Below are 13,130 nucleotides of genomic sequence, written 5' to 3' on the forward strand. Positions count from 1 at the left end.
ACTTTCACCTCCTTTAAGTCATTATTCACAGGTATGCATTTTCCTGAGAATTAAAATTTTCATTATAGACCATAAGTCCTTTTACAAACCAATGATTACTATATCATAAAATATTTTTCAGAACAATTAAAATCTTATATCATAAACTTTTTTATGAATAATTATTCACCAATATCCTTCCATACACTGCCATATAGAACGATCTAGAATAAGTATTCAATGAAATTAATTAAAATTAATTGAGAAATATGTAATGATAAGACACACTCTAGTAACATTTACCCACCAAATTGACATGTTAATCTTGATTCTGAAATATTCTTTAGTATTTTGGCATTTTTATAATATCCCGTTTTAATTCATTACATGCAAAACGTTAAAACAAAAAAAAAAGAAAAGCACTCTCGAACGTTGCGAGAGTGCTTATTCAGTCTCATTTATTCTAGTACATTTCAGAAATTGTTTTCGCCTGCATATGAAGGATCAAGTAATCAGGGCCACCCGCTTTGGAGTCAGTACCTGACATTTTGAACCCACCGAATGGATGGTATCCAACGATTGCGCCAGTACAATTTCGGTTGAAGTAAAGGTTACCTACATGGAAATCTTCCTTCGCGCGTTCGATGTGCTCACGGTTGTTTGTAATAACAGCACCCGTAAGTCCATATTCAGTGTTATTGGCGATTTCAAGAGCGTTATCAAAGTCTGTTGCTTTCGTTAAGCAGACAACTGGCCCAAAGATCTCTTCTTGTTGCATTCGAGATTCAGGATGTAAGTCAGCAAATACTGTCGGTTGAATGAAGAACCCTTTCGAGTCATCTCCAGTACCACCAGCAACGAGACGGCCTTCTTCTTTACCGATCTCGATGTAGCTCATGATCTTATCATAAGCACCTTGATCGATCACTGGTCCCATATACACATCAGGCTTTTTCGTTTCGCCGACAGAAAGCTCATTTGTAAGCTTCACGACGCGATCGAGTACTTCGTCATATACATCCTGATGGATAACGGCACGGGAACCAGCTGAACATTTTTGTCCAGAGAATCCAAATGCTGAAACAACGATCGCTTCAGCAGCAAGTTCAAGATCAGCAGTATCGTCAACGACTACCGTATCCTTACCACCCATCTCAGCGATTACTTTCTTCAAGTGCTTTTGACCAGGCTGAACCTTTGCAGCACGCTCATAAATGCGTGTACCGACTTCAAGCGATCCAGTAAATGAAATCAAAGCAGTCTTAGGGTGATCTACAAGATAGTCACCTACTTCTTTACCGCTTCCTGGTACAAAGTTAAGTACACCTTTAGGTAGTCCTGCTTCTTCAAGCACTTCTACGAATTTAGCAGCGATTACTGGTGTCGCACTTGCAGGCTTCAGTAGAACGGTGTTACCCGTTACGAGTGGAGCTACTGCTGTTCCAGCCATAATCGCAAACGCAAAGTTCCAAGGTGGGATAACGACAGACACACCAGCCGGAGTATAAACATAGCGGTTATGTTCATTCGGGCGACTGTTTATTGGTTTCCCTTCGCCAAGATCAATCATCTGGCGCGCATAGTATTCCATGAAGTCGATCGCTTCAGCTGTATCAGCATCTGCTTCCTTCCATGGCTTACCTGCTTCTTTTACTAGATACGCCGAAAATTCATGCTTACGACGGCGTACGATCGCTGCAGCACGGAATAGTAAATCCGCACGAGCACGAGCGGACCATTTTCTCCAGCCTTCAAGAGCTTTGTCAGCAGCTTGAATCGCTTTTTCCGCGATATCTTGATTCGCTTTAGAAACTCTACCTACGACTTCTTCCTTGTTCGCAGGGTTAATAGAAACGATCTTGTCTTCGGTGCTAATTCTCTCACCGTCTACGAGAAGATCGTAATCTTTTCCAAGTTCGCCTTCAACTTGCTTAAGCGCTGCCTCGAACGCTTTACGGTTCTCATCTACCGTAAAGTCTGTAAATGGCTCATGTTTGTAAGGTACTACCATGTAAATCCAGCCTCCTTGTCGATTAAAACGTTTTCACATCTACCATTCTATCATGTGATAACACAATTCTTCAAACAAAGAAAATATTGCCACAATTTTTGATAGAATCGCATGTTTTTTTATTGCTATATATTGGGTGTATCCTGAATTGCTTTCTACTAAACCCCTGATTTTCATCCTATTTATTTAATCGTAAATCGAAAAGATTACTATTTGCAAGTGGACTAAATTCCTATATAATGAACTACAGTAAACAGTAAAAGGTAAAAAGGAGTTTATTATGAAAAGATACGTTTCGGTAGCGTTCCTGCTATCTTTATTTACGTTTCTGTTAGTTGGCTGTGCTTCAGGTGACGATAACGAGACTACATCAGAAGGCAAGCTTACGATCTATACAACGTTATACCCAACTGAATACTTCGCTGAGCGAATCGGTGGCGATGCAGTAGAAGCTGAGTCGATCCTCCCTCCAGGGAGCGATGCACATAGTTTCGATCCAACTACTAGAACGATGACTGAGCTTGCAGAATCTGACCTCTTTATCTTTAATGGCGCAGGTCTAGAAGGTTTTGCGGATACTGCAAAAGATATTTTAGACAAAGAAGGCGTTACGACTCTTGAAGCTTCAAAAGGTATTGACCTCGCTGAAACGGAAGAAGGTCACGAAGAGCATGCCGACCATGAAGATGAACACGAGGACCACGATAGTCATGATGAAGGAAATGAAGGGCACCACGATCATGACCATGGTAATGTAGATCCTCATGTATGGATCGATCCTATTTTTGCAATAGAGCAAGCTAGAAACATCAAAGATGCTCTTATCGAGTTAAAACCAGACCAAGAAGAAGCATTTGAAGCGAACTTTACTGAGCTTGAAAATGACTTACTTGAGTTAGATGAATCGTTTAAAACGCTGGTAAGCAATGCCGATAAAAAAGAATTTCTCATTTCCCATGATGCTTATGGGTATTGGGAAAAACGCTACGGGCTAGAACAATTGAGCGTTACAGGTCTTTCTCCATCACAGGAACCTACTCAACAGCAGTTGGAGGAAATCATTGAGACCGCGAAACAGTTTAACTTGCAATATATGATTTTCGAGCAAAACGTTACCCCTAAGCCTGCAAAAACGGTACAGAAAGAACTAGGACTAGAAACACTTCGCATCCATAACCTATCTGTACTTTCTGAAGATGATATTAAGAATGAAGAAACTTACCTTTCTCTCATGAAGAAGAATATTGAAACACTAGAGAAAGCACTGAGCGAATAACACGAAAAGGCTTCTACGGAAATTCCGTAGAAGCCTTTTTCATTAGCTGTAGATATGAACGAACGGTTCTTCTTGATTCGGGTCTTTTACGATGATACTCTCCGGCTTTCCATTACTCGTGATGTAAATCGATACCGGTAAATTCTGCTGGAACGTATCGTTTCGCTTTTTGACAAGCCCAGTAACAAACTGAGTAAATGAAATGACTTCAGCTTTACTATAAAACTGAATAGGAATTTCCACCTTCAACTGTCGAAGTTCATCCTGCTTGTAAAAGCCAGCACCGATAACTCCTACAAAGTTAGGAAAGAAATCCTGAACTTCACGAGTAAAGTCTGCAAACTTTTCAGCATCAGCTGGAAACTCATTCTCTGCTTTATCAGATGGAAATGCCACATATTCCTCGTTTAAATCTTTCCAAGAACCTGCACTCGCTTTTCCTTCTTCAACAATTGTCGAAGCAACAAAGTTTCCAGGAACGACCGATTGTCTCGGCTCTTCGATAAAGAGCGTAAACATAACAGGAACATCATGTTCTTCACGGATTTTCTTTATGATCGGCTTGATCGCTTCCTTACCCTGCTGAATAACTTTTTCACGATTTAATTTAACGTTGCCAGTGTATTTCAACCCTTCTTCATCTAACACGGAATAGGGATACTCAGAATATAAGGATAAGGCAATCGAAATACCGCCTAGTTGGAGTTCATCATCTTTGTTTTGAACATAGTAGTCTTGTTCATGAATAAAGGAAAGGAATTTAGGATTGTTTTTCTCAGCCTCGATGACTTTCTCGTGTTGGCTAGGATCATCCTCTACTCCTAGAGCAGGGTTAAGTCCCTCACTGTCTCCCTTTTTTCGATACAACCAATTGTGAATCTGCTCAGAGTCAAATAGCTGACCTTCTTTAAAAAAGTACTTCTCTGGATCAAAATGTTCTTGGGAAAGACGGATCAGGCCCATCTCAAGAGAATCCACATCGAGTCTGTTATCCACTCCAGCTGTAATAAGCCCTCTTACTTCTGACGCATCTAAAGAGTTCTTATCTCCCTTTTTCTCAAGTACGGAACGGTAATACTTTTCAGATGTTTTAATATCTTCACTGACGATCATTTCTTCACTTTCTTCATCCTTAGAATTAGGCACTTCCACTGTGTCATTCTGCTCGTCCTTCATGAAACTAGGAACACAGCCTGATAAAACCAGCGAAAGAGCCATCATACTACCGATGATCGCTCGCATCTTTCGCATTAATTCCCTCTCCTCATTTTGCTAACTCTTCGACGAATTTGTTTTCATCCCATATTTCTATATTTAACGATTCAGCTTTTTCAAGCTTGGAACCAGCATCTTCCCCAGCAATGAGTAAATCAGTGCTTTTACTTACACTGCCCGTTACCTTTGCTCCTTGTTCTTCAAGCTTCTTCTTTGCATCTCCACGACTCATTTGCGAGAGCTTACCTGTTAAGACGATGGTTTTTCCGGCGAATACGGAATCGATGTCTTCTACTGAAACAGGCTTTGGCCCTTTGTACGTCATGTTGACCCCAGCAGCTTTAAGCTCATCCACAAGTTCATGAACTTCTTCGTTCTGAAAATATCTCACAACAGAGTCTGCCATCTTCTGACCGACTTCATTGATCGCTTCAAGGTCTTCTACAGTAGCTTCCATCATGCTGTCCATCGTACCGAATTGCTGTGCAAGTGTCTTTGCTGCCTTCGACCCGACATGTCGGATGCCAAGGCCAAACAATAGCTTCTCAAGCGAATTATCTTTTGAAACAGCGATGGCTTCTAATAAATTGGCTACAGACTTCTCACCCATTCGTTCTAATTCGATCAGTTGTTCATGCGTTAGCTGATAAATATCTGCCACATCATGAATGAGTTCTTCTCTGAAAAGTTGCGTGATCACACGCTCTCCAAGACCGTCAATGTTCATTGCGTTTCTTGACACAAAGTGAATCAATCCCTCACGAAGCTGGGCAGGACATTTTGGGTTAATACACCTAAGTGCCACTTCTTCCTCAAGACGCACGAGATCACTCTCACACTCTGGACACGTTTCAGGCATGGCAAACCCTTGCTCTTCTCCAGTTCGACGCTCTTCAAGCACTGAGACGACCTCTGGAATGATATCGCCGGCTTTTTTCACAACAACATAATCACCGATTTTAATATCTTTTTCTTTAATGAGATCTTCATTGTGAAGAGAAGCACGTTGTACAGTCGTACCAGCAACTAAAACTGGTTCAAGCAGCGCTGTTGGCGTTACGACACCCGTCCTCCCTACGTTAAGCTCGATATCAAGCAACTTCGTGACAACTTCTTCTGCAGGAAACTTATACGCGATCGCCCATCTAGGACTTTTAGCGGTGAAACCAAGTTCTTCTTGCTGTTCGAGTGAATCGACTTTTACAACGATCCCATCGATCTCATAGGATAGGTCAGGTCTTCGTTCAGACCAGCCTTCAATATAATCGATAACAGCATCGATCGTATCACAACGTTTCCATTCAGGATTCGTTTTAAATCCAAGGTCACTAAGATAATCGAGTCCATCTGAATGGGAGTCGATTTCTTTTCCATCGACGGTGCCTACTCCATATACGAAGATCGATAGATTCCGACTAGCTGCAATCTTCGGGTCTAGCTGACGAAGGGACCCTGCAGCCGCATTCCTTGGGTTAGCGAATAAATCTTGTTCATTCTTTTCACGCTCTTCATTTAGCTTCATGAAAGAAGGCTTCGGCATGTACGCTTCGCCACGTACTTCCATGCTTACCTGTTCACTAAGACGAAGAGGTATAGCAGGAATGGTCTTCAAGTTTTGTGTGATGTCTTCACCAATCGTGCCATCACCTCGGGTTGCACCACGAACAAACCTACCATCTTCATAAATTAGCGACACAGCAAGTCCATCAATTTTCAGTTCACATACATATGAAAAGTTTTCGCCTATACGGTCACGTACACGTCGGTCGAAGTCCCGTAAGTCTTCTTCACCAAAAGCATTTCCAAGGCTAAGCATCGGGACTCGGTGCTCAACCTTTTGAAATCCTTCTAATGGAGGACCCCCGACTCGCTGTGTAGGGGAATCTTCAGTACGTAGATCAGGGTGCTCTTCCTCTAGCTTTAAGAGCTCATCCATCATTCTGTCGTACTCAGCGTCAGGCACAGTTGGATTATCCAACACGTGGTACTCATAATTATATTTATTTAGTAGTTCTCTAAGTTCTTCAATACGCTTACTGGCATTCTCATTTTCCACTATGAAACCCTCACCTTTCAGGATCGCTATTCTTTCTCGATAGGGGCGAACTTAGCGAGTAGTCGCTTGATGCCTACTGGAGCAGGAAACGCTATATCAAGCTCGGTTGAATCTCCTTCACCTTTAACGCTGACGACCGTTCCAACACCCCATTTTCGATGGCTCGCCTGGTCACCCACTTTCCATGCAAGCGCCTCTCCACCGTTTGACGTAAGCTGTGGACGGCGAGGTTTCTTAGGCGCAGCAGGTCTACTTGAACGGGAGTTTGTACTAGATCCGAACGGTGTAGGCTTTTCTTGTCCCTCTTTTTCCAACAATTCTTCAGGGATTTCTCCAATAAAACGAGAAACTGGATTCGTAGTTGTTTTACCATATAACGTTCGCATCCGAGCATTCGTTAAGTACAGCTCTTCTTCCGCTCTCGTTATCCCTACATACGCAAGGCGGCGTTCCTCTTCCATCTCTTCTTCTTCAAAAAGTGAACGACTATGAGGGAAAACCCCTTCTTCCATTCCGATTAGGAACACTGCAGGGAATTCAAGTCCTTTTGCAGAGTGAAGAGTCATGAGCGTAACCGCTTCTTTTTGTTCCGTTTCGTCTTCATCGAGCTTATCGATATCCGCTACGAGAGCTAGATCCGTTAAGAACGCGATCAAGCTTTTATCTTCGCTCGCTTTTTCAAATTCCTGAGTAACAGAAAGGAATTCATTTATATTCTCTAATCGAGACTGCGCTTCGATCGTGTTTTCGTTTCTAAGTGAATCGCGGTATCCAGACTTATCGAGAACTTCCTCAACTAACTCTGACACAGCAAGGTACTCTTGCATCTGCGTCCAGTTTGCGATCAAGCTTCCAAAGCTTCCAAGTGCTTTTGTAAAACGAGCGCTTAGTCCCATCTGTTCTACTTCTTGTAGAGCCGTGAAAATAGAGATATCTTGATCAGCCGCGTAACGTGCAACTTTGTCCATCGTGGAAGCACCTACACCTCGCTTCGGTACGTTCACAATTCGAAGCAAACTTATATCATCGTCTGGGTTTGCGATCAAACGTAAGTACGCAAGCAAGTCTTTGATCTCTTTACGATCATAGAACTTTGTTCCCCCGATGATATTGTACGTGATATTGGATTTGTTGAGTATTTCCTCAATAACACGCGACTGGGCGTTCGTACGATAAAGAATGGCGATCTCTGAATTTGTGCGCTTGCCACTCTTCACCATATCAAGAATCTTTCCTGTTACGAACCTGCTTTCATCATGTTCATCGTTCCCTTGATAGTATGTGATCGATGGCCCATCTTGATTATCCGTCCATAGCTTCTTAGGTTTACGATTCATATTGTTGTCGATCACAACGTTTGCCGCTTGAAGAATCTTCTTCGTTGAACGATAATTTTGTTCCAATAGAATCACGCGAGCGGTCGGATAATCTTTTTCAAATGAGAGGATGTTCTGGATATCCGCACCACGCCAACGATAGATCGACTGGTCAGAATCTCCTACAACACAAAGGTTTTGATATTTCTCTGCCATCAATTTAACGAGTACATACTGTGCTTTGTTCGTATCTTGGTACTCATCCACATGAATATATTGAAACTTACGCTGATAGTATTGAAGAACTTCAGGTACTTTCTTAAATAGTGTGATGGTACGCATAATGAGATCATCAAAATCTAGCGCTTGGTTTTTACGAAGCTGCTTCTGATATTGTTCATACACATCTGCAGCGATTTCTTCGAAAGGCCCTTTCGCTTTCGTCTTATATTCTTCCGGTGTTAAAAGTTCATTCTTCGCTGAACTGATATTTCCTAGAATACTTCTAGGATCAAACTTCTTTGGATCTATATTTTGATCTTTAAGGATTTTCTTTATAACCGTCAGCTGGTCACCAGAATCCAAAATCGTGAAGTTACGATTAATTCCAATTCGATCGCCGTCTCTTCTCAATATTCGTACGCACATCGAGTGGAATGTTGAAATCCAAATATCTTCCGCCACTGGACCAGCAATCGTATGAACACGATCCTTCATTTCTCTTGCAGCTTTGTTCGTGAACGTAATTGCGAGAATATTCCAAGGCGCAACTTGTTTTTCTACTAGTAGATACGCAATACGATGCGTAAGAACCCGTGTCTTCCCACTTCCCGCTCCAGCCATGATCAATAGCGGGCCATCCGTATGCTTGACCGCCTCCTGCTGTTCAGGATTCAATCCGTTTAATAATTTATCAACTAATCGTTGCATGTTCCGCACCCCTTACAAACATATGTTCTAATTCCTATTTTACCCGACCAATAGGAGAGAATCAATTTCCTTTAACAGCAGCTACTGTTTTCAATGCCTTCTTCACATCGTCATAAATACTATTCCCAACAATCACCGTATCAGCATGAGCAGCCATCTCTTTAGCTTTCTCAGGAGAATCGATCCCGCCTCCATAGAAAAGCTGTGTGTCATTTAGCACATCACTCACTCTTTCAACAAGTTCAACGTCACCGTAAGTGCCGCTGTACTCCACGTAAAAAATCGGCAGCTTAAACATCTTCTCTGCCATCCGAGCATATGCCAGAACATCATCAGCAGCAAGGTCCGTTTCAGCAGACGTTAATGCAGCCACCTTCGAATCACCGTTAAGGATGCAATAGCCCTCCATAACGATTTCATCCCAATTCATGACCTCACCAAATTCTTTCACTGCTTCATGATGCAATCCAGTGACCCATCGACTGTCCTTTGTGTTCATCACGGTCGGAATGAAATAAAAATCGAATCCCGGCGTAACCGCTTCTACTGAAGACACCTCAAGCGCACAAGGTACAGCATACCGACGAATTCTAGCAAGCAGATCAAGCGTAAGGTCTAACGTCACACCATCAGACCCGCCAACAATCACCGCATCCGTACCCGACTCACAAATCAACTCCAGATCATGATCTTCAATCACCTTATTAGGATCAAGCTTAAACACATGCTTCCAACTACTATAATCAAACATCAAACCGCTCCTCCTACTTTTCCTCATAAGTTGGATTATATCAGAGGAACACCGAAAAGCGGAAGTGGCCGTTTAGGTCCGATAAGCGCTGGAGCCTTATCAAATGAACACGTTTTTTGTGTTCAATTGATAAGGTGAAGCGATCGAGGACCTGGCCACTGCAGCTAGACATACGAAAAGCGGAAGTGGGCGGTTAGGCTCGACAAGCGCTGGAGCCTTTCAAATTGAACACGCTTTTTGTGTTCCTGTGAAAGAGTGAAATATTGGAGTTCCTGCGCCCCGCAGCTAGACACGAAAAGCGGAAGTGGCCGTTTTGGTCCGAAAAGCGCTGGGGCCTTCTCACATGAACACGCTTATCATGCTCTCCCCCAAAAACAAAAAAATGAGCCGTAAACCGGCCCATCTTTCATATATCAATTAATCTTTGTTATGCACGCGATCGAGCGTCATTTGATAACCATCATTTCCATAGTTCAAGCAACGTTTCACACGAGAAATTGTCGCTGTGCTAGCACCAGTTTCTGTCTCGATCTTATGATAGGTATAGCCCTCACGAAGCATTCTAGCAACCTCTAAACGCTGTGCCAACGACTGAATTTCGTTCACTGTTGCAAGGTCATCAAAAAATAGATAGCATTCTTCTAAATCTTTCAATGAAAGAATCGCTTCAAAAAGTTGATCGAGTGTTTTCCCTCGTAGTTTGTCAATTTGCATAGATTAGCACTCTCCTTACTGATTACTCGTAATCATAGTTAGATCAGGTACGATATTTACCCAAGTTCTTCCTGGAACAAGTGGAACAGGACTTCCGTCTTTCACCGCGGTAATGCGTCCATTTTCATTTTTCCACTTTACTTCCTTTTTTACACCTTCTTGTAATAAAATGGCTTCTCCGCCAGATTCTATATCGATCGCTCTTCTGCCATAATCATCGATGATGTGATGATTTGCTTCAACGATCAGTACATTTTCCAATGCGATGGGATCTTTTGTCTCACGGTCTTCCATCAATTCGTCGTTCACGAATCTCTTGTATACCCCATCGTTGTATCGATACGCTACGCGATACGTATTGCTGTAACCGATTGCTACTGATGACTTTTCTTCTGAAACTAGTTCTTTATCGCCAAATGTAAGTGGTTCAACAATCTGCATGAGTTCATACCCATTATCAGTTGCACCTTTTTTTATACTATCAGTCGTAATATATGAATTGTGTGGCGCCTTCCTGAATGAAGCTCGTTCAAACAGCGTTCCGTCATACTGCATGCCGTTCAGGTGATCGACTGCGCCTGAATTCAAAATCGCTTGAGCAGAAGGCGAATAACCATGTGCTACGAAAATGCCGTTAAACCCTGCGCTTAACTCAATAAAATAATCTCTCGCACTCCGAACTGGTCCTACAATGTTTGGATAATCACTTTGGTATATCGCTAACAATCTTGTGATCTTACCTTCTACAAGCATTTCGTATACGATATCTGCTTTATGAAGTCCAGACTGCGGCCTTGCTTTCGGGTGATTATTCACAACGACACTGATGACACGCTGATCGCTGTTTTCAGTAGCCACCCCGGTAAGAGGAGCTTTTTCCCCTTGAATTTGATCAACTTCTTTATTCATAGACGATTCTTCAACACCGGCTGATTCTGCTCCAGATTTCTGAGCGGTATCTTTTTGTGAACAGCCAGCGAGTAATCCTACAGACAAAATAACTGCCAGTGAGACGCGCAATTTCCCCACGTCTTCACGCCCCCTTCGCTTATAAAGTCTTCCCTTTTATATTTTACCGCATTATCGCAGGAAAAAGTACCGTCTTTCTCTTTACATCATAAATTCCTTGTTGAGTCAACCTTACGAACGGAAGATGTGTGGAAGAAAAGAACAACAAACTATAAACAGGATCACCAAATGGATAGCCACGTTCTTTTAATTCTGTGACCATCTTCTTCTCTTGCTCGATCACGTCTTCGAGTGGTAACGGTGACATTTTGCCCATCAAAGGCAGTTCGATTTCAACAACGACTTCACCATCTTCAACGAGGACGATTCCACCACCGATCGACCGCACTCGCTCTAAAGCAGCAACCATGTCTGATTTTTTCTTCCCGATCAATATGAAATCACCAGAATTCGAGAAGCTACTCGCAAAGCCTTTTACTTTATTAGCAAAACCCTTCACAACGGTATTCACTCGCCATTTGCCTTCCTTACTAAGAAGCATCATGAAGCTCTCATCATGATCTGTAGGGAGTTCATCCACCGCCGTTTCGTATGAAAGATTATATGGTTTTGTGATGACGGCGTTGATCATTTCGATTCCAGCTGGACCTGAGAAAGTTAAATCGTCTTCCTCTAACCCCCAGTTCTGTTCGTTTAGAACAAGACCATGGTCTTCCCAATCGAATGACCACTCGTCATAAACTTCTTCGCCATCCTTCTTAATCCATTCTCCTCGAGCGAGGACAGAGACTGGTGTTGGATTGTGCTTTGATTCCAAAAAGTTGAGGTGCGCAAGCCTTCCAGGTGCTATCATACCATGTGTATCCGTTATACCGTAGTGGTTTGCGACATTATATGACACCATCGCATAAGCATCTTCTACCGGTACTCCTTTTTCCAGGGCGATGGATATGAGCTTATCCGTGAACCCTTGCTCAAGGAAAGAAGGCGTCGATCCATCGGTGTTCATCATCACTCGATCAAAACAATCGCCCCCTTTTTCAATCAGCGATTCGAGTATGACCGGTAAATCAGGACGTATGGAAGAATACCGTAGAGACGTCATCATGCCCATCTCAAGTCTACGGAGAGCCTCTTCACCTGTCATCGCTTCGTGATCACAGGAAACACCATAAAGTCCCATCTTCGTTAATGTCTTCAACGAAGCGCCAGGGAGATGCCCTTCGACCGGTTTACCCAACCTATGTGTCTCTTGCATCCATTCCAGTATCTCATCGTCTCCTGCTATAACGTCAGGCCACGCAGTAAGTTCACCACCTTGAATAACGAGCGGATGGGTGAGCCATTCCTTAACTTTCTTATTCGTGATGGTTTCTTCATTCAACAGCTGTGTTTGAGAATCGTACCTTGCCCACCAAAACATCGATACCGGAAACTTATCCAACTCATCTAACATTGTAAGCGCTTTCTTTTGTGGCAATCCTAAGAGAAAAAACAAGTTGTCATTGATCATGGTGGTGGTTCCCCTGTTAGATGCATAGCGCGCAAGTGATAGGGGATTATAAAGTTGAAACGGATGGGCATGGGGTTCAATGTATCCTGGTACAAGATACGATCCCTCACAATCGATCCATTCTGTTGCTGAATGTTTTTCAGGCAATTCATCTCCTACGTATACAATTCGATCTTTATAGATCCATATATGTGAGGTGATCCATTTTTTTAATGCGTTGTTTAAATACGTTGCATTTGTTAAGACGATTGATGGAGGCAGTTCACCGGACACAACCTGTACTTGTTGTCTCAATTGCTGCTTCGTCCATAAATAGTTTCGCTTAGGCATGTCCAACCCTCGTTTCAATAAGTTTTCTCTATTTTAACATAATTTAGAAAAGTTGATAGTGCTGATTTAA

At 42.6% G+C, this 13,130-nt stretch carries 9 protein-coding genes; 1 reads left to right on the plus strand and 8 read right to left on the minus strand.

All coding sequences use genetic code 11. The features are described 5' to 3' along the window. Positions 1–442: 442 nt before the first annotated feature. The gene (pruA, locus tag ACXADT_RS01910; protein WP_270182720.1) at positions 443–1,990 is read right to left on the minus strand and encodes an L-glutamate gamma-semialdehyde dehydrogenase; all 1,548 of its coding nucleotides are present in this window, start codon (positions 1,988–1,990) and stop codon (positions 443–445) included. A 280-nt stretch (positions 1,991–2,270) separates the two neighbouring features. Here pruA and ACXADT_RS01915 point away from each other — a divergent pair, with 280 nt between their 5' ends. Then, on the plus strand, positions 2,271–3,266 hold the full coding sequence (locus ACXADT_RS01915) for a metal ABC transporter solute-binding protein, Zn/Mn family (protein WP_474833076.1): 996 nt from the start codon (positions 2,271–2,273) through the stop codon (positions 3,264–3,266). A gap of 42 nt (positions 3,267–3,308) precedes the next feature. Here the strand turns inward: ACXADT_RS01915 and ACXADT_RS01920 are convergent, their stop codons facing one another. The 7 genes from ACXADT_RS01920 to ACXADT_RS01950 all read right to left on the minus strand — a co-directional run bounded on the left by ACXADT_RS01920 (position 3,309) and on the right by ACXADT_RS01950 (position 13,060). After that, complete coding sequence (locus ACXADT_RS01920) at positions 3,309–4,517, minus strand: CamS family sex pheromone protein (protein WP_270182722.1); 1,209 nt, start codon at positions 4,515–4,517, stop codon at positions 3,309–3,311. 13 nt (positions 4,518–4,530) lie between these two features. Then, complete coding sequence (gene ligA / locus ACXADT_RS01925) at positions 4,531–6,537, minus strand: NAD-dependent DNA ligase LigA (protein ID WP_270182723.1); 2,007 nt, start codon at positions 6,535–6,537, stop codon at positions 4,531–4,533. A 26-nt stretch (positions 6,538–6,563) separates the two neighbouring features. Continuing rightward, positions 6,564–8,783, minus strand: a complete 2,220-nt coding sequence (gene pcrA / locus ACXADT_RS01930) for a DNA helicase PcrA (protein ID WP_474833077.1) — start codon at positions 8,781–8,783, stop codon at positions 6,564–6,566. Between the two features lie 61 nt (positions 8,784–8,844). Next, positions 8,845–9,534, minus strand: coding sequence for a heptaprenylglyceryl phosphate synthase (gene pcrB, locus ACXADT_RS01935; RefSeq protein WP_474833079.1), 690 nt, complete (start codon positions 9,532–9,534; stop codon positions 8,845–8,847). A gap of 417 nt (positions 9,535–9,951) precedes the next feature. Next, positions 9,952–10,248, minus strand: a complete 297-nt coding sequence (locus ACXADT_RS01940) for a YerC/YecD family TrpR-related protein (protein ID WP_270182726.1) — start codon at positions 10,246–10,248, stop codon at positions 9,952–9,954. 15 nt (positions 10,249–10,263) lie between these two features. Beyond that, positions 10,264–11,277, minus strand: a complete 1,014-nt coding sequence (locus ACXADT_RS01945) for a DUF3048 domain-containing protein (protein ID WP_474833080.1) — start codon at positions 11,275–11,277, stop codon at positions 10,264–10,266. Between the two features lie 43 nt (positions 11,278–11,320). Further along, positions 11,321–13,060 (minus strand): adenine deaminase C-terminal domain-containing protein, encoded by a 1,740-nt coding sequence (locus ACXADT_RS01950; protein ID WP_474833082.1) that lies wholly within the window; start codon positions 13,058–13,060, stop codon positions 11,321–11,323. Positions 13,061–13,130: the final 70 nt, after the last annotated feature.

The organism is Anaerobacillus sp. ABR4_321, assembly GCF_056158505.1.